Here is a 19,998-nt window from a genome sequence, read left to right on the forward strand (position 1 = left end):
CGGATAATGAATAAAGGTGGTACCACGAGATTTCGTCCTTTGGATGAAATCTCTTTTTTATGAGGAGATGACAACATGATAAAAGAATATTTGGAATTTCCTGCCATCAAACATGAAGCATCTATGAGGGCTTTCATTCAAGCTATGAAAGATGAAAATAATCCCTTTGGTATCAATGGTGCCGGTTCTTATAGAACGGAGAACACTTATCAACAATGGATTGCCAGAGAGAAAAAGAATCATTTAGGGATTGAACTGCAAAATGGTTATGTCCCGGCAACAGAGTTTCTTTATATTGTTGATGATGTTGTGGTGGGATGTATCAATATTCGGCATTGTTTAAATGAAGAACTCTTGCGTCATGGAGGGCATATTGGTTACTCCATTCATCCTTCTTATCGCCGTCAAGGACATGCGACAAGGATGTTGCAGGAAGCTTTAAAGTATTGTAAGCAATGGGATATTTTCCCAGTTTTAGTCACCTGCCATAAAGATAACATAGCATCTCGAAAAACAATTGAAAAATGTGGTGGAAAGTTTGAAAATCAGTGTGATGATATATTAAGATTTTGGATTGGAGGAAAAGAAAATGAGAGATTTTAAAAACGAAGAAGCACTCAATACATTAAATCACTCTTGTGCTCATGTTTTAGCACAGGCTGTGAAGCATTTATACCCACAGGCAAAATTCTGGGTAGGTCCAGTTGTGAGTGAAGGATTTTATTATGATATGGATTTAGGAGATCAGGTGATTACGGATGAAGATTTACCTAAAATTGAAAAAGAAATGAAAAAAATCTGTAAAGACGGAAAAAGAATTGTCAGAGAAGACATTTCTAAAGCTGAAGCTTTAGAAATGTTTAAAGATGATCCTTATAAATTAGATCTTATTGAAGGATTAGAAGATGGACAAATTAGCTGTTATCGTCAAGGAGATTTTGTTGACTTATGTAGAGGACCACATGTAGAAACAGTGAAGCTTTGTAAGAATTTTAAATTATTAAAACATTCTGGAGCTTATTGGAAAGGTGACAAGAATAACAAAGTCTTACAAAGAATTTATGGTGTTTGTTTCCCTACTGCTGAAGAATTACAGGAACATCTGGATTTCTTAGAAGAAGCGAAAAAAAGAGATCATAAAAAATTAGGAAAAGAACTTGATTTATTTATGATGAGTGAATATGCTCCTGGAATGCCATTTTTCTTACCACATGGTATGTTATTAAGAAATACATTGGAACAGTACTGGTATGAAGAACATGCCAAAGAAGGATATCAGTTCATTAAAACCCCAATCATGATGTCAAGAGAATTATGGGAAGTTTCTGGACATTGGGATAACTATAAAGAAAACATGTATACAAGTGAAGTTGATGAACGTGAATTTGCGATTAAACCAATGAACTGTCCAGGAAGTATGCTTGTTTATAAAAATAGTTTACATTCGTATAAAGATTTACCATTACGTATGGGAGAACTTGGACAGGTGCATAGACATGAAGCCAGTGGAGCTTTAAATGGTTTATTTAGAGTGCGTACATTTACACAAGATGATGCCCATATCTTTATGACACCTGATCAGATTGAAAGTGAAGTCGTACGTTTGATTTCATTTATTGATCGTGTTTATTCAAATTTAGGCTTACCATATGATATTGAATTATCAACTCGTCCAGAAGAAAAATATATTGGAGATTTAGAAATCTGGGAAAAGAGTGAAGCTGCTTTAGCAGCTGCCTGTAAAGCAGCTGGGAAAGATTTTAAAGTTAATCCTGGAGATGGAGCTTTCTATGGTCCAAAACTTGATTTCCATGTCAGAGATTCTTTAGGTAGAGTCTGGCAATGTGGAACAATTCAATTGGATATGAACTTACCAGAAAGGTTCGATTTAACTTATGTTGATCATCATGGTGAAAAAGTCAGACCAGTTATGTTGCACCGTGTGATCTTTGGATCTATTGAAAGATTTATTGGTATTTTAATTGAACACTTTGCCGGAGCATTCCCATTATGGTTAGCACCTACACAAGTTAAAGTGATTCCAGTTAAAAATGAATATCATTTAGATTATGCAAAAGAAGTTTATCAACTTCTAGAAGCGAAAGGTATTCGTGTGGAATTAGATGATCGTGAAGAAAAATTGGGTTATCGTATTCGTGAAGCACAAATGAAAAAGATTCCATATCAGTTAGTATTGGGAAATAATGAACGTGATGAAAGAACAGTGACTTATCGTCAGTATGGAGAACAAAAACAGACAACTGTATCATTGGATGAATTTGTTGATATGGTTTTAAAACAAATTGAAGAAAAATCAAGATAAGCGAGTGGAATGACTCGCTTTTTGATTGAAAAGAAAAAGTTATTTCATGACAATGAAATAACTTTCATTTTTTATTCATATAAAGCTGTTGATAAATAACGATCGCCACCATCAGGTAATAAAATAACAATATTTTTATCTTTGTTTTGAGGTTCTTTTGCAAGTTTTTGTGCTGCAAATAAAGCTGCACCAGAAGAAATACCTGTAAGTATACCTTCTTTTTTTGCGAGTTGACGAGCAGCTTGAAAAGCTTCATCAGTAGATACTGTGATAATTTGGTCATAAATATGCGTATCTAATGTTTCTGGAACAAAATTAGCTCCAATACCTTGAATCTGGTGAGGTCCAGCTTGTCCTTTGGAAAGAAGTGGGGAATCAGCCGGTTCTACAGCAACAATCTGAACTTGAGGATATTTTTCTTTTAAATAGTGACCAACACCACTGATTGTACCACCAGTTCCTATACCTGCCACAAAGATATCAATCTGACCTTCCATCTGCTGATCGATTTCTGGACCAGTAGAAAGATAATGGGCTTTAGGATTGCTTAAATTGGTAAATTGGCTTGGAATAAAACTGTGAGGAATATCTTTTGCTAATGCTTCAGCCTTCGCAATCGCCCCACTCATTCCCTCTTTACCCGGTGTTAAAACAAGCTTTGCTCCATAAGCTTTCATTAATTTTCTTCTTTCTTCACTCATGGTATCAGGCATAACGATGATCACTTTTAAACCTAAAGCACTACCAATAGCGCATAAACCAATGCCTGTATTTCCACTTGTAGGCTCAATAATTGTTGAGTCTAAATGAATTTGACCCGCTTCTAACGCATCCAATAACATTCTTTTAGCAACACGATCTTTCACACTGCCGGCTGGATTATAATATTCTAGTTTTGCGAAAAGATGAGCCTGTGTATCTTCTAACTTTTCAATATGATGTAATTGTAAGATAGGTGTTTGTCCAACCATATCTTGAATACTATGATAAATTTTCATGAGATCACTCCTTTATTTTGTTTCATTATAAAAAGTATAGTCAAAAAAAGCAAAGAATATGATAAAAGTTTTATCATGGAAAATGGAATATTCTTTACCAAAAGAGATTATTCTATGTTATAATGAAAAAACATAGAGGGAGGAATAAAAATGATTTGTTATGATAAAAATGATATCAAGGATTTAAGAAATCATGAAGATCAATACTACATGCCAAGTGCATTATTTGATACAATGCAGTATAAAATGGTACGTTTAGAAGTAAAATGGGCTTATGTTGCCTGTTTAAATGTCATGTTGAAAAGTCCATTATATGATAATAATGGAAATGCTTATATTCGTGATGATCATCCTCAAGTTATTGAAGTTTTAAAAGATTTGGCACATAAAAATGTTGATCAAGCCAAAATTGATGGATATCTTCAAGAATTAGAAGATTGTGGATTGCTTCAAAAAGAAGGTAAAAATATTTATTTGAAAAAAATTTCAAACATTTTCTAGGAGGTTGTTATGTTTCAGTTGATAGTGAAAAAAACGATTCCTAATTATCAATCAACACAAACACCAGAAGTTAGAGAAAAATATGGAACACTTTGCAGTGTTCTTTCTATTATATGTAACTGTATTATGGTTATCTTTAAATTATTGTTTGGCTGGATAACACATTCGGTGGCCATTCAGGCTGATGGATTGAATAATCTTTCTGATATGGGAAGTAATTTAGCGACGTTATTTGGTTTTAAACTGGCAGGAAAACACCCAGATAGTGACCATCCTTATGGACATGGACGTTATGAATATATTGCGGGTTTAATTATTTCTTTTTTGATTCTTTTAGTGGCTTTTTCTTCCTTGAAAGAATCTGTGATGAAAATTTTTGAACCAGAAACATTGTCTTTTACATGGGGTGCAGTGATTGTTTTGATTGTATCTATCATGATGAAATTATGGATGGCAAGCTTTAATAAAAAAGCGGGACATTTGATTGATTCAACATCATTAAAAGCTGCTTCTCAAGATAGTTTAAATGATGTATGTGCTACACTCGCTACATTGATTTCATTATGTTTAAGCTTAGTCACTGATTTACCTGTGGATGGTGTGATTGGTGTCATTGTTTCAGTGGTTGTGTTTAAATCTGGAATTGAAATCTTTAAAGATACGGTTGATCCTTTGCTTGGAAAGGCACCGGATAAGGATTTAGTTGATGATATTTATCAATATGTTTTGTCTTTTGATAAGGTTTTAGGTATTCATGATTTTATGTTACATGATTATGGCCCTGGTCGTCAATATATGACTTTTCATGCTGAAGTGGATAGTCATGAAAATATGATGGAAGTTCATGATCAAATTGATGTGATTGAAAGATCTTTATTAGAGAAGTACAATATTTTAACAACAATCCATATGGATCCTATTGATACTCATGATGCTTTAACGAATGATTTAAAACAACAGGTAGAAAAGATTGTAAAAAATATCAATGAACAATATAGTATTCATGATTTTCGTCTAGTGAAAGGACCAACACATATCAATCTTATTTTTGATGTGTTATTACCAGCTGATGATGAGGTTTCACATCATGATATTAAAAAGCAGATTATTGAAGCTGTGCAAAAAATGAATAAACATTATTTTTGTGTAATTCAAATTGATCATGCATTTTTATAAAAAATATTTGACAAATCTTTATAAACACGATAAGATATTATTAACAACAGTGAAAAGAAGAGTAGTTTATGATGATTCAATAGAGAGTTCTTGGCTGGTGGAAAAGAATGATGAGGCATAAATGAAGATGGTCTTGGAGTTTCATTAGTGAATCGTTAGCTAATGGCGGGTGTACCCGTTATCGTACTAGAGTATGTTGGTACTCGAAAAGGTTGTTGTAGTGATATAACAATGAATTAAGGTGGTAACACGGGTTATAACTCGTCCTTAGTAGGACGAGTTTTTTTGTTGATAGGAGGGATTGGATGATTGAATTAAGACATATACAAAAAGTTTTCCATACACCTAAAGGAGATATTCATGCCTGTCAGGATGTGAATTTAACCATTCAAACAGGGGAAATCTTTGGTGTCATTGGTTATAGTGGAGCAGGAAAATCAACACTTGTTCGTATAATCAATCAGCTTGAAAAGCAGACAAGTGGTGAAGTGATGATTGATGGAGAAGATATTTCTTTATTGAATCCAAAGGATTTAAGAAAGAAAAGAACAAAGATGGGAATGATTTTTCAGCATTTTAATTTATTGTGGTCAAGAACTGTTCAAAAGAATATTGAATTGCCATTAGAAATTGCTGGTGTTGATAAAGAGATTAGAAAAAAGAAAACGAGAGAATTGATTGAACTGGTTGGTTTACAGGGACGTGAAAATGCATATCCAAGTGAATTGTCTGGAGGACAGAAACAACGTGTAGGTATTGCCAGAGCTTTGGCTAACGATCCAAGTATTCTATTATGTGATGAAGCAACGAGTGCATTAGATCCGGATACAACGGAACAGATTTTAGATTTATTAAAAGATATTAATCGAAAGCTGGGAATTACGATTGTGATGATTACCCACCAAATGGAAGTTGTTCAAAAAATCTGTCATCGTGTCGCTGTGATGAGTGAAGGAAAAGTTGTTGAAGTAGGACGTGTGAAAGATATCTTTGAGCATCCTCAACATACTGTGACAAAACGTTTTGTGAGAGATATATCAAGTAAGATTGATGATGATAAACAAAATGAAAACTTAAAAAAGATTTATCCAAATGGTATTTTATTAAGATTAACATTTGATGAAGATATTTCTAGACAGCCGATTGTTTCTCGTGTGATGAAAGAAACAACATTAGATATCAGTATTGTTTCTGGAAATCTCACCAATACAATTGATAGTTCTTTTGGCGTATTGATTGTCAATGTTTTAGGAGGAACAAAACAGGATTATGAAAACATTATTCAAAAATTTCAAGACTATCATGTGATTGTGGAGGTGATATAAGATGAGTGAATTTTTCAGCCAAATTGATTGGGAGGCTATGCTTGTTGCGATTCAAGAAACATTCATCATGACTATTATTTCTTTGGTCATTGCAGTTATATTAGGTTTTATATTAGGAATTATTCTCTATATCACAAAAGAAGATGGACTTTATCCTCAAAAAATTGTACATCGTATCCTTGATTTTATTGTCAATTTATTTAGAGCAATACCATTCATTATTCTGATTTTCTTGCTTTTGGAAATCACTTTGATGACAATGGGAACAATGTTAGGTGTGAAAGGGGCTTTACCTGCATTGATTGTTTCCAGTGCCCCATTCTATGCCAGAATGTGTATGATTGCCTTAAGTGAAATTGATAAAGGAACCATTGAAGCCAGTAAAGCTATGGGAGCCAGTAACTGGCAGATTATTATAAAAGTCTTAATTCCTGAAGCTAAACCTGCTTTGGTATCAAGTATTACAGTAATGGGAATATCACTGGTTGGTTATACCGCTATGGCAGGATGTATAGGAGCTGGAGGACTTGGAAACTTAGCCTATATGTATGGTTATGTCAGACAGAATATGCCAGTTATGTATACGGCAACATTCTTTGTTTTGGTAATTGTTTTTATGATTCAGATTATTGGTGATTTAATTGTGAAAAAAATAGATAAGAGATAGGGAGGAAAACACATGAAAAAATTATTCACAGGAATTTTCGCATTATTTTTAGCTATTGGATTAACAGGTTGTGGATCAACAGAGAGTGAAAATACTTTAACTGTTTCAGCTACATTAGATCCTCATTCTAAAATTCTAGAGGAAGCAAAACCCATTTTAAAAGAAAAATATGATATTGATTTAGAAATTAAAGTATTGGATGATTATTATATTTTTAATAAATCACTAGATGCAGGAGAAGTAGATGCCAACTATTTCCAACATCGTCCTTTCTTTGAAGGAGAAGTTGAAGAACATGGCTATAAAATTGTAGAAGCTGCAGGTATTCATTTAGAACCATTTGGATTCTATTCAAAGACAATTGATAGTATTCAAAATATTCCAGACAATGCAGAAGTCATTATTTCTAATTCTGTTGCTGATCATGGAAGAATTTTAGGTATCTTAGAAGATGCTGGAGTGATTGAATTAAGCAAGGATGTAGATCGTCTTGAAGCCACAACAAAAGATATTGTTTCTAATCCTAAGAATTTAAAATTTACAGAAATTAAACCAGAATTATTAGGAACAACTTTCCAAAATGGCGAAGGAGATTTGGTTGCGATTAATGGGAATTATGCCCTTCAAGCTGGATTAAATCCAATGAATGATGCTTTAATTATTGAAGAAGTTGATGCAAGTAATCCATATGTCAATATTGTTGCTGTTCAAGAAGGACATGAAAAGGATGAAAAGATTCAAGCCTTAATTGAAGTCTTAAAATCTGATGAAATTAAACAATTTGTAGAAGATGAATATAAAGGTGCTGTTGTGATGGTAGATTAATAGTGGAGAAATCTCATTTCATAGCATAAATTTAAGATATAATCTTAGGTTTATGCTTTTTTTAATTATTGAATATTTTAGGTGAAATTATCATTAAGATATGCAATGAAATCCATAAAAATGTATATAATAAAGTTGACAGTATATTATTTATGTAGTACAATGTATTACGAAAGAGGTGGTTTTATGAGTTTTTCAATCAGACTTAATGCAGAGGAAGAGAAACTGTTTAAGAACTATGCTAATTTTCATGGAATTTCTTTAAGTGAAGCAATGAAAACTGCATTATTAGAAAAAATTGAGGAAGAATATGATATAGTGATTGCCCAGCAGGCACATGAGGAATATTTAAAAGATCCTGAAACAATATCACATGAAAATTTCATGAAGGAACTTGGTTTATGAGCTACAAAGTTGAATATTCAAAAGCTGCTCAAAAGCAAATTAAGAAAATGGATCGATATACGCAAGTCATGATTATGAGGTGGATAACAAAAAATCTTGTTGGCTGCACTGATCCACGAGTACATGGAAAGGGGTTAAAAGGAAATCTAAAAAACCAATGGAGATATAGAGTAGGTCATTATCGTATTTTATGTGACATAGAAGATGATAAGCTTATTATTCTTGTTATTAATGTTGGACATAGAAGAGAGATTTACAAATAGAATCTCTCTTTTGTTTTGATTAAAAAAAATCAAAAGAGATAGAGGAAAATTAAAAGGAGCATAACAAAAGCCGAACATAAAATAGATTAACGTAGAAATCTATCAGTTAGTAGTGGAAAAAGTAAATTATTACATATTATAGCTGTTTTAATGATACCTGAAAAAGTTATTTACAAGAAGGTTATTATAGGATATGAATGATAAATGCTTAATACTTTTAAGAAGATGGTAGGTGAAAAGTATGTCAATGATATTATTGATATGTTAGGTTTAACATGCCTTGACATGGCCAACCTATATTACTGATTTTATTACTCGTTATAATTGTATATAAAAAACTATTCATCTGATAGGTAAATAGAAAAAGAATGAATAAAAGAAGAAAGTATCCATAACATAAAGATATTTCATGATTATATTACAAGCTCATACATAATTAGAGATGAAATATATTTATAAACTATATAATAACATTTTCTTGTTTTCTGGTATATTTCATAAGATGATGATCATATTATGAAGTGTAGATATGATCTACAATATATTGTTAATCATTTATTGACAAAATTGGATACCTAATGTAAAGTTTTAGTAGAAAGAGAAATATATCTCTTGAAGAGTTGTCTAGAACAACACCTAGTGATCATACATTAAGTATGATTACTGCTTGAAGTGGTCACATTCTGCAAATATAAATCATATTTGATATGATTTACGAAGACATGGATACAAAGGTATCCTTTTTTTATGGGAAGAAATGTATTGTGAATAAAATAAGAAATGGGGGTATTTATTTAATTGATTTAAAAGGTAATGTTAATCCTGAATTTGGAATGAAATATTATTGTGTTTTAGTAAATACTATTGATAAAGATTTATTTTTAGCTTTTCCAACAACAATCTCTATAAAGTGAAGAAAAGAAGCTGGGACTTATATTTTAAAAATAGAATTATTGGTGAGTCAGATATAAATGAAAAAACAGATAATCATGACGTTGAGGGTTAATGATAAAAAATATATAAAACATAATTTGATTATTGAAATGATATCATAGAGTTAATTCATTTTAAAGATTGTTTTTTTAGAAAGGATGATTTTTATATCGGACTTTGATTAACTTGATTGAAATAACCTAAAAAATTTAGCTTACAGTGTCATAATTGGAATATTTAAGCAATCTTCTTGTATCATGGAAAGAAATGGAATCTAGTTAAAAAAAGAGATTGCACTTTTTAAAAGCAGAAAGAAGTAAGATATTGTCACTATCATAGGAAATGTCGTCACCGTTAAAATTTATGGTATCAAAATTGAAAATAGATAGTAGCACATTAGTGCTCATTGTATTATAGTTTGAACACCTATATTATACAGGAGCTTTTATTGTATATAAAAAACGATTCACTCAATGGGTAAATAAGACAAGAAAATGTCCATGAAATAAAGAAATTTCATAATTATATTATAAACTCATGAATAATTGAGATTATATAATAATAAAAAAGTTCTTATTATAGTTATATTATGTTAAATAAAGTAAGAATTTAAATAATAAAGAGAAATACATTGATGAAAGTCTTAGAAAAATGGTTATTGATAGAACAATCATAAAATGATGCAGATGATCTTTTAAATGAGAAAAAACACAACAATTTTTATGTCTTGAGTTGTATAGGAGGCGATAACGATGAATAACATAACTCATTTATCAAAGATGTTTGAATCAAATATAAGATTACAAATTATTGCTAGTTTATATCAAGGAGATCTTTCCTATAAAAAATTAAAAGAAATTTGTCATTGTACTGATGGAAATATGGCAACACATTTAAATAAACTTATTCAAAATCAATTTATTTTAAAGCATAAAGTCATATATAATGACAAACCTTTAACGACATATCATTTAACTAATTTTGGTAAAGATGAGTTTCAAAAATATGTTGCTGTATTGCAAAAAGCTATTGAACCAGTGACGGAAGAAGAGAATACCAACCATGATTAGTGAGCTGCTAATCCATTTTCAATTTAATGATTTTTTGTCAATAAAAAGAGGCTGTAACCTCTATAGAGTGAAATGACTCTATTTTGGTTGATGCCTCTTTCTTTATTGAATAGGTTCAAAATCTACAACACCATGTTTACATAATGGACAAATGAAATCTTCTGGAAGAACATCACCTTCGTAGACATAACCACAGATTTTACATACATAACCTTTTTTACCTTCTATTTGAGGTTTTGGTTTGACATGATTTTGATAATATGTATAAGTCATTGTATCTAAATCAGAAATCACACGGGCTTCAGTGACTTTACAAATGAACATACCATGTGTTTGTAAATCTACATAATCTTCAACTTCTAAAGACATAAATGCATTAATATAACGAGGTAAGAATGCAAGACCATTATCAGAATGTAATGGTTCAAAACCTTCAAATTTATTAACAGTACGACCACTTTGGAAACCAAATCTTTCAAAGATACTAAATGGAGCATCTACTGATAGACAGTTCACATTTAATTTTCCTGTTTGTTTAATGACATGATGAGAATAGTTTTGTTTATTGATATTGACCGCAACTCTATTTGGATTATCTGTTAATTGTGTCACAGTATTGACAATTAAACCATTATCTTGTTTTCCATCATTGCTTGTCACAACATATAAGCCATAACCAATCTTAAATAAAGCAGTCATGTCATGTTTATTTGCTTTATCATTAGATTTCGCAATGTAATCACGACATAATTCATCGCTTAATTTTTCAATTGCTTCACTGCTTTCACTATTTAATGCAGATTTAACAGTGATATGATTTTCTGCCCAAGTGATATTCTTACAATTTTCTAACATGGCTTTCATAACTTTACAAGCCATTGGTGCCCATGAACCATTTTCCATTAAAGCCACAGTACGATTCTGGAAGTTTCTTTCTGTTAAATGATGAATAAAGTCTTTCATGAATGGGAAAACATCAGCATTATATGTGACAGAAGCTAAAACAAGTTTACCATAGCGAAAAGCATCACTGACACATAATGCCATATCCTCACGTGCTAAATCATGAACAACAACTTTTGGACATCCTTTTTCAGTTAATTTTGATGCCAGTAAATCAACAGCTTTTTTGGTATGACCATAAATAGAACTGTAAGCAATCATAATACCATCAGTTTCTACACTATATGATGACCAAGTCTGGTATAAGTTGATATAATGTGAAAGATTATCTTTAAGAACAGGTCCATGTAATGGACAAATCGTTTGAATGTCTAAACCAGCAGCTTTTTTAAGCACTGCCTGTACCTGTGCCCCATATTTTCCAACAATACCAATATAATAACGACGTGCTTCATCATCCCAATCTTCATTTACATCATTAGCCCCAAATTTACCAAAACCATCAGCAGAGAACAAAACTTTTTCTTTTTGATCATAAGTCATCATGACTTCTGGCCAGTGTACCATTGGAGCAAATACAAATGATAAAGTATGTTTTCCTAAACATAGTTCTTCACCATTTTTGACAACTAATCGTTGATAATTTGAATCTAAAGAGAAAAACTGATCCATCATCATAAATGTTTTTGCATTACCGACAATTGTTGTTTGAGGATAAACTTTCATGAAGTTTAAAATATTTGCTGAATGATCAGGTTCCATATGTTGAATAATTAAGTAGTCTGGTTGTTTTCCATCTAACACTTCAGCAATCTGATCTAACCATTCATGAGTAAAATGAATATCAACTGTATCCATAACTGCAATCTTTTCATCTAAAATGACATATGAGTTATAAGACATACCATGAGGGACATGATATTGTCCTTCAAATAAATCAACTTGATGATCATTGACACCAACGTATTTGATATCGTTTGTTATTAACATTTTTTATTCCTCCATTTCCTTTATCATTATAGACATATCTCTATAAAAAATCAATCTAATGACTTCAACATAAAATGGTTTATTTTCAAGTCAAAAAAGTGTAAAATAAATATATGAAGCTCATGTAAAGAAAACCTTAAGTTTTTGTAAAACAAAGAAAATAGTCTTGATAATCTATACAAGACATATTATTTTTTTAGTAATAAATAGAGGAGGTCAATATGAAAGGTTGTAGAGAAAATAGAGAGTTATCGTGGTTAAAGTTTAATGATCGTGTTTTAATGCAGGCAAAGGATAAAAAAGTACCGTTAGGAGAACAGTTGAATTTTGTGTCTATCTTTCAATCAAATATGGATGAATTCTTTATGGTCCGTATTGGAACATTGTATGATCAAATGTTATTTTATCCATCATCTAAAGATAATAAAACACAAATGACAGGAGAAGAACAATTAAAAGCCTGTTTAATGAGAGTGGGATTTTTAAATCGTAAAAAAGATCGTATTTATGCACGTATTATGGATGATTTAAAAGAATACGGTTGGGGTATTGTGAAATATCATCAATTAAAAAATAAAGAAGATCGTAAGTATTTTGAAAAATACTTTGATTCAGAAATCTTACCATTGATTTCACCACAGGTGGTATCTAAAAGACAGCCATTTCCTTTTTTGAATAATAAGGAGTTATACATTATTGTTCAATTAGAATCAAAAAAAGGAAAACGCAAAATGGGGATTGTTTCTTGTGGGAATGCGATTGATGAAAGAATGCTGGCAGTACCAAGTATGCAGGGACAATTTATTTTGGTTGAAGATATTATTTTACATTTTGTATCAAAAGTGTTTAGTAAGTATACGATTAAAAATAAAGGATTTATTCGTGTGACAAGAAGTGCTGATATTGATGAAGATGATCATTCTTTAGAAGGGCATGAAGATTATCGTGAAATGATGGAAACATTAATTAAGCAACGTCGTAAATTATGTCCAATCCGTCTGGAAATATCTGAAGGGTTGGAAGAACTGGAAATTATGATGTTGATGAATTTCTTGAATTTGAAGAAAAATCAAGTGTTCTTATCTCAAGCACCATTGGATTTAGGATTCATTGGAACTTTGCGTGATCATTTACGTATGTTACATCCACAGTTATTTTATAAGAAATTAGAGCCAAGAAATAGTCCAATGGTAGAAAATGCTGTGCCAATGATTAAACAAATCAGTAAAAAAGATATTTTACTGGCTTATCCTTTTGAATCTATGTCACCATTTTTAAGACTTTTAGATGAAGCCAGTCGTGATCCTCATGTGGCTAGTATCAAGATGACACTTTATCGTGTAGCTAAAAATTCAAAGATTGTCAAATCATTAATTAGAGCTGCCGATAATGGTAAAGAAGTTGTCGTTTTAGTGGAATTAAGAGCTCGTTTTGATGAGGAAAATAATATTGACTGGTCAAAACGTTTAGAGGCTGCTGGATGTCGTGTGATTTATGGATTGGATGGTTATAAGGTTCATTCTAAATTGTGTTTAATTACTTATAAAAATAATCAAGGTGTTCAATATGTTTCGCAGATTGGAACAGGAAATTATAATGAAAACACGGCGAAGCTTTATACAGATTTATCTTTAATGACACATAATCATGAATTAGGTGAAGAAATTAATGATGTTTTTAATCATTTGAGTTTAGGTGAAACAATGTCACATACTGAGCATTTAATGGTTGCACCACATTGTATGTTATCAAAGATATGCGAATATATTGATGAACAGATTGCTTTAGCTAAACAAGGGAAAGAAGCTTATGTTGGATTTAAGTGTAATTCTGTGACATCAAAAACAATGATTAATAAACTGATTGAAGCTAGTCAGGCTGGAGTCAAGATTGATATGATTGTTAGAGGTATTTGTTGTATTATTCCTCATGTTGAAGGTTATACTGATAATATTCGAGTAATTTCTATTGTTGGACGTTATCTGGAACACTCACGTATTTATATTTTTGGAACAGGTGAAGATAAAAAGGTTTATATTTCTTCAGCTGATTTAATGACAAGAAATTTGGAAAGACGTGTTGAAGTAGCAACGCCTATCTATGATAAGAAGATTCAAAGAATTATTTGTTCAATGTTCCATACGATGTTGAATGATAATGTTAAGGCTTGTGAATTATTAGGTGATGGAAGTTACAAGCGTATTAAAAATAAACAGACACCTATGAATAGTCAGGAATATTTCTTCAAAAAGGGAATTGATGTAAAGGAGTGAGATTGTGAGGGTTGGTTTTTTAACAAGTGGAGGTGATTGTCAGGCATTGAATGCGACAATGCGTGGAATTGCGAAAACACTCTATCAACAGAAAAAAGATATTGAAATTATTGGTTTTTTAGATGGGTATAAAGGTCTTATGTATGAAAACTATCGTATTATGAAACCTGAAGATTTTGAAGATATATTGAATCTTGGTGGTACTATTTTAGGGACTTCAAGATGTCCATTTAATAAAATGCGTGTGATTGAAAATGGTTTTGATAAAGTGGCTGCTATGAAAAAAACATATCAAAAATTAAAATTAGACTGTTTAGCCATTCTTGGTGGTAATGGATCATTAAAAACTGCCAATCTGTTATCACAGGAAGGATTGAATGTTATTGGGTTGCCTAAAACCATTGATAATGATACATGGGGAACAGATTATACATTTGGTTTTCAGTCAGCTATTGACATCGCAACAAGATATTTAGATGAAATTCAAACAACTGCTGCCAGTCATAGCCGTGTGTTTGTTGTGGAAATCATGGGACATAAAGTCGGACATATCTGCTTATCAGCTGGAATTGCCGCTGGTGCTGATATTATTCTATTACCTGAAATCCCTTATGACATCGAAGTTGTTGCAGGAGAGATTGAAAAGAAAGTGAAAGCAGGAAAAAAACATATTGTGATTGCCTGTGCAGAAGGGGCTATTTCTAAAGAAGAATCACTGCTTTCAAAGAAACAATATAAATTGAAAGTCGCAACGCGAGAAGGACATTCTGTTGTTTATGAAATCGCCAATAAGTTATCACATTATATTGATAAAGAAATACGTGTATCTTGTGCCGGACATGCTCAACGCGGTGGACAGCCTTGTGCATATGATCGAGAAATATCAACATTATTTGGTATAGAAGGTGCCAAACTGATTATGAATAAGGATTTTGGAAAACTGGTTGTTTTTGTCAATCATCGTCTTGATGCTATTCCATTAGAAGAAACTGCTGGAAAATTAAAATATGTTGATGTACAAGGTGATACTGTCAAAAATGCTAAACTGATGGGAATTTCTTTTGGTGATGAGATGACTTTGTCAAAGTGAAGATCATTAAGAATCAGACTTATTTAACAGGTCTGATTTTTTTGTTAATGTTTTTAACATTTTACTATTGATAGAGAATTGTTTTATAATAGAGTAAAAGAATAATGAAAGAGGAAGGATTTTGTTATGTTTAGAAACATGAGAAGAGTGAAAAATGAGATTTCTGTAGAAGAAGCTAAAGAGTTATTAAAAAAGAATAGAAGAGCAGCATTATCAGTTCATGGAGATGGTGGTTATCCATATACAATTCCTATTAATTTTTATTATGATGAAGATGAAAATAAAATTTATTTTCACAGTGCAAAAGCTGGACATAAGATTGATGCAATAAAAAACAATGATAAAATATGTTTGACAACATGGGATGATGGTTATCTGGTAGAGGGAGATTGGGCTTTTTATGTATCCTCTTGTGTTATCTTTGGGCGTGCCAAATTGATTGAAGATCGTCAAGTCACAGAAGATAAAGTGAGAATATTAGCTTTAAAATATTTCCCAACAGTAGAAGAAGTGGAATATGTCATTAAAAAGAGTATTGATCGTGTTCAACTGGTTGCTATTGAAATTGAACATATTTCAGGTAAGAAGATTCATGAAAAATAAAGGGGGTGTCTAAATCATGATCGGCTTTGATTTATTTTAATTAGAAAAATAAGTCAAAATACAAAATATTTAGAAAATATTAAGAATTTGTACATTATTTTATTCTTTTTTTGGGGTTATACTTTTATTGAGGTGGAAAGTATGACTTTAAAATCAACGAAATGGTTAACAGTAGCAGGAACTGTTGCATTATGTCTATTTCTTGTTTATTTGGGACAATCCCATTATTTGTCTCATCCAGAAAGTCTACAGTTATATTTAAAAAGAACAGGGGTTATCGCACCTGTTATATTCATACTTATTCAAATTGTACAGGTCATTATTCCAATTATCCCTGGTGGTGTCAGTAGTGGGATAGGTGTTATTGTATTTGGAGCTGTTGAAGGCTTTCTATATAATTATGTAGGATTGCTTATTGGTTCTTATATTGTTTTTCGATTAGTGAAAAAATATGGCCAAAATTTTATATTGAAAGTCACTGATCAAAAAACATATGATAAATATATTGGATGGCTTGATAAAGGTCAAAAATTTGAAATCTTTTTTTCTTTAGCAATTTTGCTGCCCGGTTTTCCAGATGATTTATTATGTATGATTGCTGGTCTTACCAGTATGTCAACAAGAAAATTTATGATGATTAATATTCTTTGTAAACCAATAGGATTGTTTTTCTATTCTTATGGAATAAAAGAGCTGTTAGGCATTTTAGGACAGTTCTTTTAAATGTTGAGCTTTGCCGTACAGGTTAATACATATAAAAATGATTTGATTAAAGTGATGTTATATTGATATATCAAAAGAAGCCAATCGTTATGATTGACTTCTTTTTTTGAAATGAAACTTTTATAAAGTACACAAGAATTACACAAAATTTCCATAGTAATTTCATAACAATTTTATATGATGAATTTTGTAAAAAAGAAGTGAAAAATAAGATTGATAAGGAATGATTTTATGGCTTTTAATACATTGGTTTTTTTATTGTTTTTCCTATTTGTTTTAGTAGGAAGCTTTCTTGTTCCCGCAAAGTGGAAGTGGATTTTTCTGCTGCTTTCCAGTTACTTTTTTTATTGTTATGCAAGTGTGAAGTTCTTGATATTTATTTTGTTGACGACACTGAGTTCTTATATGGCCACTCTGTATATGGGCAAGCAATATCAGATGGAAAGGAGTCAAACATCAACAAAAGAATATAAAAAGAAATGTCATTTGAAAAGAAAAAGAGTACTGATTCTCACATTAGTATTGAATTTTGGAATTTTATTATTTTTAAAATATTTTAATTTCTTTTCAGAAAATATGAATCATTTATTAGAAACATTGTCTTTGGGAAGTCAGATACCAACACTTCATCTGATCCTACCATTGGGAATTTCTTTCTATACATTTCAGACCATGTCTTATGTTATTGATGTTTATTGGGGGAAAATTGAACCAGAACGCAATCTGGCAAAAGTGGCTTTATTTGTGTCTTTCTTTCCACAAATTCTTCAGGGACCTATTGGTAGATTTAAAGATCTGGCTCCCCAACTTTATGCACCCAAAAAGGCAAGTTATCGTGATTTGAAATTTGGCTTACAGTTAATGTTATGGGGTTATTTTAAGAAAATGATTATTGCTGATAGAGCTGCAGTCATAGCTGATTTTGTCTTTGAAAATTATATGAATGTCTCAGGTATGGGCGTTGCTTTAGGAGTCTTTATGTATGCTATTCAGGATTATACTGATTTTTCAGGCTGTATAGATATTGCACGTGGATGTGCACAGACAATGGGAATGACCATGGCAGAAAATTTTCGTCGTCCTTATTTCTCAAAGACTGTTTCAGAATTTTGGAGAAGATGGCATATGTCATTGGGAAGTTGGATGAAAGATTATGTTTTTTATCCATTCTCATTGACTCCCGGGGTTAGACAAATAGGAAAATTCGCAAAGAAGCGTTTTGGTAAACACATTGGTCGAACTTTACCTATCGCTTTAGGAAATTTACTAGTCTTCTTTTTGGTGGGTGTATGGCATGGAGCACAATGGAATTATATTATCTGGGGAATCTTTTATGGATTCTTAATAGCAATCAGTGGACTGATGAAACCAGTTTGGAATTATTTGAATCAAAAGCTACATATATCTGTTCAATCTCGTAGCTTTCAGCTCTTTCAGATATTGCGTACCTTTTGGATAACTTGTGTAGGATGTATTATTTTTAGAGCAGTGACACTTACAGATGGATGGCGTATTTTTCTTAAATGCTTTCATTTTTATGAATTTCCATTAGATATTAAAAAAGAGCTTGTTTCATTTGGATTGAATGGTAAAAATTATGTTGTTTTGTTGATAGGGTTGATTGTTTTATTGATTGTAGATATTCTTCAGGAGAAAAAAAGTGTTCGTGAACGTATTGAAAAAAGGTCTATCTGGATACGCTGGGGACTTTATCTTGTTGCATTTCTCATTATTTTATTGTTTGGCATGTATGGTCCAGGATATGATCAAACACAATTTGTATATATGCAGTTTTAAGGAGGAATTATATGACAAAATTTCAGAAATTCAAAATCTTTATTATGACAATCCTCATTGCAGGTCTGGTCTGTGGGATGAATTTTGTAATGTGTCGTCAGGCATATAGTTCTGATGCTGTACGTGTCAAAAACTTCTATAAGTTAGAAAACAATAGTCTTGATATGGTCATGATAGGAGCCAGTACAACATTTACGAATTATTCTGCTCCTCTAGCATTTAAAGAGTTTGGGTATACGAGTTATTCTCTTGGAACAAATGGTGCTCCTATGGGACTTGCAAAATCAATGCTGATTGAAGTTTTAAAGACTCAAAATCCTAAAGTGATTATTATTGATATTAATGGCATATTATATGATGATAAGTTTGAAAGCAAGGAAGGATCTTTGAGAGCATGGATTGATAATATGCCTTATTCTCAAAATAAGATAAAGACAATTCAAGAGCTGGTTCCTGAAGATGAACGGTTGTTTTACTATGTTCCATTTTTAAAATATCATTCCAACTGGGCAAAATTCAAAGATAATGTCAATGCCAGTATAGATGAATTAACGCATCATGATGATATTCATTTATCTTCAATGGGTATTCAAGGAACAGCTCAAATTACACCACAAAAATCTCCTATTCCTATTAAAACACATACGCAAGAAAGACCCATGTATCGTTTATCAGGACTGCATCTCAAAGAGTTATTAGACTATTGTCAAAATCATGGTTTAAAAAATATTTTATTTACCAATATGCCACGTTATTATTCAAAAAAAATGATACCAGAACGTGAACGTAATAACGCTGCAAAAGCTTTGATACATCAATATGGTTATGAGTATATAGATATGGATGATTATGTTGATGAGATTGGCTTAAATCCACAGACAGATTTTTATAATCAGAATCATTTGAATATTTATGGTCAAAAGAAACTAACGATGTATTTAGGAAAACGATTGAATGAAAAGTATCATTTATCAGATACTCAACATGATGAGAAGATAATTCAACGTTATCAACAGGAAGTGACAGCTTATGAAAAAATATATAAATGGGTAGATGAGCAGATTCGTTTAGGAAAGAAGAGAAGATATAACTATAAAGAAGTTAAAGAAATTATAGAGAAACAGGAGATATAA

19 protein-coding genes and 1 other annotated feature are annotated in these 19,998 nt (G+C 31.5%); of the genes, 17 read left to right on the forward strand and 2 right to left on the reverse strand.

What is annotated here, in order from left to right; translation table 11 throughout:
- Window positions 1-75 precede the first annotated feature (75 nt).
- Complete coding sequence (locus tag KEC48_RS00070; RefSeq protein ID WP_211963615.1) at window positions 76-603, forward strand: GNAT family N-acetyltransferase; 528 nt, start codon at window positions 76-78, stop codon at window positions 601-603.
- Complete coding sequence (gene thrS, locus KEC48_RS00075; protein ID WP_211963616.1) at window positions 590-2,323, forward strand: threonine--tRNA ligase; 1,734 nt, start codon at window positions 590-592, stop codon at window positions 2,321-2,323. The genes KEC48_RS00070 and thrS overlap by 14 nt, the downstream gene beginning before the upstream one ends.
- Before the next feature lie 71 nt (window positions 2,324-2,394).
- Here the strand turns inward: thrS and cysK are convergent, their stop codons facing one another.
- A complete protein-coding gene (gene cysK / locus KEC48_RS00080) occupies window positions 2,395-3,321 on the reverse strand; it encodes a cysteine synthase A (protein WP_211963626.1) in 927 nt (308 codons plus the stop codon).
- A gap of 150 nt (window positions 3,322-3,471) precedes the next feature.
- Between cysK and KEC48_RS00085 the strand changes: the two genes are divergently transcribed.
- The 9 genes from KEC48_RS00085 (at window position 3,472) to KEC48_RS00125 (ending at window position 10,486) form a co-directional block, all read left to right on the forward strand.
- On the forward strand, window positions 3,472-3,822 hold the full coding sequence (locus KEC48_RS00085) for a hypothetical protein (RefSeq protein WP_087357200.1): 351 nt from the start codon (window positions 3,472-3,474) through the stop codon (window positions 3,820-3,822).
- Between the two features lie 9 nt (window positions 3,823-3,831).
- The gene (locus KEC48_RS00090; protein WP_087357199.1) at window positions 3,832-4,998 is read left to right on the forward strand and encodes a cation diffusion facilitator family transporter; all 1,167 of its coding nucleotides are present in this window, start codon (window positions 3,832-3,834) and stop codon (window positions 4,996-4,998) included.
- A gap of 40 nt (window positions 4,999-5,038) precedes the next feature.
- Window positions 5,039-5,270 (forward strand) — a binding site (T-box leader).
- Between the two features lie 33 nt (window positions 5,271-5,303).
- Entirely contained in the window at window positions 5,304-6,323 is a 1,020-nt protein-coding gene (locus KEC48_RS00095) for an ATP-binding cassette domain-containing protein (RefSeq protein ID WP_211963627.1), read from the forward strand.
- Window position 6,324: 1 nt separating this feature from the next.
- Window positions 6,325-6,990, forward strand: a complete 666-nt coding sequence (locus KEC48_RS00100) for a methionine ABC transporter permease (RefSeq protein ID WP_211963629.1) — start codon at window positions 6,325-6,327, stop codon at window positions 6,988-6,990.
- 12 nt (window positions 6,991-7,002) lie between these two features.
- Window positions 7,003-7,815, forward strand: coding sequence for a MetQ/NlpA family ABC transporter substrate-binding protein (locus KEC48_RS00105; RefSeq protein ID WP_211963631.1), 813 nt, complete (start codon window positions 7,003-7,005; stop codon window positions 7,813-7,815).
- A 186-nt stretch (window positions 7,816-8,001) separates the two neighbouring features.
- Entirely contained in the window at window positions 8,002-8,220 is a 219-nt protein-coding gene (locus tag KEC48_RS00110) for a type II toxin-antitoxin system RelB family antitoxin (RefSeq protein ID WP_087357195.1), read from the forward strand.
- The gene (locus KEC48_RS00115) at window positions 8,217-8,483 is read left to right on the forward strand and encodes a type II toxin-antitoxin system RelE/ParE family toxin (protein WP_087357194.1); all 267 of its coding nucleotides are present in this window, start codon (window positions 8,217-8,219) and stop codon (window positions 8,481-8,483) included. Before KEC48_RS00110 ends, KEC48_RS00115 begins: the two co-directional genes overlap by 4 nt.
- A 707-nt stretch (window positions 8,484-9,190) precedes the next feature.
- Window positions 9,191-9,397 carry a hypothetical protein gene (locus KEC48_RS00120; RefSeq protein ID WP_087357193.1) on the forward strand — a complete coding sequence of 69 codons (207 nt, stop codon included), beginning with the start codon at window positions 9,191-9,193 and terminating at the stop codon, window positions 9,395-9,397.
- 771 nt (window positions 9,398-10,168) lie between these two features.
- The gene (locus tag KEC48_RS00125; RefSeq protein ID WP_211963633.1) at window positions 10,169-10,486 is read left to right on the forward strand and encodes a transcriptional regulator; all 318 of its coding nucleotides are present in this window, start codon (window positions 10,169-10,171) and stop codon (window positions 10,484-10,486) included.
- A gap of 102 nt (window positions 10,487-10,588) precedes the next feature.
- Here KEC48_RS00125 and KEC48_RS00130 read toward each other — a convergent pair whose 3' ends face one another.
- Complete coding sequence (locus KEC48_RS00130; RefSeq protein ID WP_211963635.1) at window positions 10,589-12,379, reverse strand: flavin reductase; 1,791 nt, start codon at window positions 12,377-12,379, stop codon at window positions 10,589-10,591.
- A 221-nt stretch (window positions 12,380-12,600) separates the two neighbouring features.
- Here KEC48_RS00130 and ppk1 point away from each other — a divergent pair, with 221 nt between their 5' ends.
- The 6 genes from ppk1 (at window position 12,601) to KEC48_RS00160 (ending at window position 19,998) form a co-directional block, all read left to right on the forward strand.
- Entirely contained in the window at window positions 12,601-14,652 is a 2,052-nt protein-coding gene (ppk1, locus tag KEC48_RS00135; RefSeq protein WP_211963637.1) for a polyphosphate kinase 1, read from the forward strand.
- A gap of 1 nt (window position 14,653) precedes the next feature.
- Window positions 14,654-15,742 carry a 6-phosphofructokinase gene (locus tag KEC48_RS00140; RefSeq protein WP_211965332.1) on the forward strand — a complete coding sequence of 363 codons (1,089 nt, stop codon included), beginning with the start codon at window positions 14,654-14,656 and terminating at the stop codon, window positions 15,740-15,742.
- Between the two features lie 126 nt (window positions 15,743-15,868).
- Complete coding sequence (locus tag KEC48_RS00145; protein ID WP_211963639.1) at window positions 15,869-16,345, forward strand: pyridoxamine 5'-phosphate oxidase family protein; 477 nt, start codon at window positions 15,869-15,871, stop codon at window positions 16,343-16,345.
- A 141-nt stretch (window positions 16,346-16,486) separates the two neighbouring features.
- Window positions 16,487-17,068 carry a VTT domain-containing protein gene (locus KEC48_RS00150; RefSeq protein ID WP_191492640.1) on the forward strand — a complete coding sequence of 194 codons (582 nt, stop codon included), beginning with the start codon at window positions 16,487-16,489 and terminating at the stop codon, window positions 17,066-17,068.
- Between the two features lie 420 nt (window positions 17,069-17,488).
- Window positions 17,489-18,865, forward strand: a complete 1,377-nt coding sequence (locus KEC48_RS00155) for an MBOAT family protein (protein WP_211963641.1) — start codon at window positions 17,489-17,491, stop codon at window positions 18,863-18,865.
- Window positions 18,866-18,876: 11 nt separating this feature from the next.
- Window positions 18,877-19,998 (forward strand): hypothetical protein, encoded by a 1,122-nt coding sequence (locus tag KEC48_RS00160; protein WP_211963643.1) that lies wholly within the window; start codon window positions 18,877-18,879, stop codon window positions 19,996-19,998.

It is taken from the genome of Clostridium sp. C1 (assembly GCF_018223625.1).
In the GTDB taxonomy this organism is placed as follows: domain Bacteria; phylum Bacillota_I; class Bacilli_A; order Erysipelotrichales; family Coprobacillaceae; genus Allocoprobacillus.

What these genes read in the sequence shown, in the direction of transcription:
- KEC48_RS00130 (WP_211963635.1), bottom strand. Translation starts at nt 12,379, where the DNA reads ATGTTAATAACAAACGATATCAAATACGTTGGTGTCAATGATCATCAA.
- KEC48_RS00125 (WP_211963633.1), top strand. Translation starts at nt 10,169, where the DNA reads ATGAATAACATAACTCATTTATCAAAGATGTTTGAATCAAATATAAGA.
- KEC48_RS00105 (WP_211963631.1), top strand. Translation starts at nt 7,003, where the DNA reads ATGAAAAAATTATTCACAGGAATTTTCGCATTATTTTTAGCTATTGGA.
- KEC48_RS00090 (WP_087357199.1), top strand. Translation starts at nt 3,832, where the DNA reads ATGTTTCAGTTGATAGTGAAAAAAACGATTCCTAATTATCAATCAACA.
- KEC48_RS00120 (WP_087357193.1), top strand. Translation starts at nt 9,191, where the DNA reads ATGATTTACGAAGACATGGATACAAAGGTATCCTTTTTTTATGGGAAG.
- KEC48_RS00145 (WP_211963639.1), top strand. Translation starts at nt 15,869, where the DNA reads ATGTTTAGAAACATGAGAAGAGTGAAAAATGAGATTTCTGTAGAAGAA.
- KEC48_RS00095 (WP_211963627.1), top strand. Translation starts at nt 5,304, where the DNA reads ATGATTGAATTAAGACATATACAAAAAGTTTTCCATACACCTAAAGGA.
- ppk1 (WP_211963637.1), top strand. Translation starts at nt 12,601, where the DNA reads ATGAAAGGTTGTAGAGAAAATAGAGAGTTATCGTGGTTAAAGTTTAAT.
- KEC48_RS00070 (WP_211963615.1), top strand. Translation starts at nt 76, where the DNA reads ATGATAAAAGAATATTTGGAATTTCCTGCCATCAAACATGAAGCATCT.
- KEC48_RS00100 (WP_211963629.1), top strand. Translation starts at nt 6,325, where the DNA reads ATGAGTGAATTTTTCAGCCAAATTGATTGGGAGGCTATGCTTGTTGCG.
- KEC48_RS00115 (WP_087357194.1), top strand. Translation starts at nt 8,217, where the DNA reads ATGAGCTACAAAGTTGAATATTCAAAAGCTGCTCAAAAGCAAATTAAG.
- thrS (WP_211963616.1), top strand. Translation starts at nt 590, where the DNA reads ATGAGAGATTTTAAAAACGAAGAAGCACTCAATACATTAAATCACTCT.
- KEC48_RS00155 (WP_211963641.1), top strand. Translation starts at nt 17,489, where the DNA reads ATGGGCAAGCAATATCAGATGGAAAGGAGTCAAACATCAACAAAAGAA.
- KEC48_RS00160 (WP_211963643.1), top strand. Translation starts at nt 18,877, where the DNA reads ATGACAAAATTTCAGAAATTCAAAATCTTTATTATGACAATCCTCATT.
- KEC48_RS00085 (WP_087357200.1), top strand. Translation starts at nt 3,472, where the DNA reads ATGATTTGTTATGATAAAAATGATATCAAGGATTTAAGAAATCATGAA.
- KEC48_RS00110 (WP_087357195.1), top strand. Translation starts at nt 8,002, where the DNA reads ATGAGTTTTTCAATCAGACTTAATGCAGAGGAAGAGAAACTGTTTAAG.
- KEC48_RS00150 (WP_191492640.1), top strand. Translation starts at nt 16,487, where the DNA reads ATGACTTTAAAATCAACGAAATGGTTAACAGTAGCAGGAACTGTTGCA.
- cysK (WP_211963626.1), bottom strand. Translation starts at nt 3,321, where the DNA reads ATGAAAATTTATCATAGTATTCAAGATATGGTTGGACAAACACCTATC.